Source organism: Pseudomonas sp. C321 (assembly GCF_055407105.1).
This window is the reverse complement of sequence record NZ_JBUZRB010000034.1, coordinates 1-623: the sequence shown is the minus strand read 5'-3', so window position 1 is coordinate 623 and position 623 is coordinate 1. Positions and strand designations below refer to the sequence as shown.

Sequence of the window (623 nt, the reverse complement as noted above, 5' to 3'; positions counted from 1 at the left end):
TTGCAGAACGAATGTCAGATCTTGAAGCTATCGACCAACTGCTTCAAACGGCTGGCTTGTTGCGAGAGTGCATCACAGTCTTTCAAGGTTTCGTTGAGGTTGACGACGCCCTGCTGGTTCAGCATGTTGATTTGGTTGATGTCGACGTTGAGGGTTTCCACCACGGCGGTCTGTTCCTCGGTGGCCGCCGCTACCGACTGGTTCATCCCGTCGATCTCGACGATCCGCTGGGTCACGCTGACTAGCCGTGCGCCGGCCTGGTTGGCCACCTCGACACTTTCTTCGCTGGACACCTGGCTGGCATTCATCGTCGTCACCGCCTCGCGCGAACCGATCTGCAACGAGGTGATCATCTTGTGGATCTCTTCTGCCGACTCCTGGGTCCGGTGGGCCAGGTTGCGTACTTCATCGGCAACCACTGCAAAACCGCGCCCGGCTTCCCCGGCCCGTGCCGCTTCAATCGCGGCGTTGAGGGCCAGCAGGTTGGTTTGCTGGGAGATGCCTTTGATCACGTCAAGAATGTGGCCAATGTTATCGGTGCTGGCATTCAGGTTTTCAATCTGGGTGCAGGACAGGCTGATTTTCTGCGACAACTCCGACATTGCCAGAATGGTTTTTTCCAC

Annotated in this window: 1 protein-coding gene; it reads right to left on the bottom strand. The window is 57.0% G+C overall.

Translation table 11 applies throughout. The features are described from left to right. Nucleotides 1-14: 14 nt before the first annotated feature. A partial coding sequence (locus ACZRJ6_RS26235) for a methyl-accepting chemotaxis protein (protein ID WP_463970667.1) occupies nucleotides 15-623 on the bottom strand: 609 nt, incomplete at its 5' end.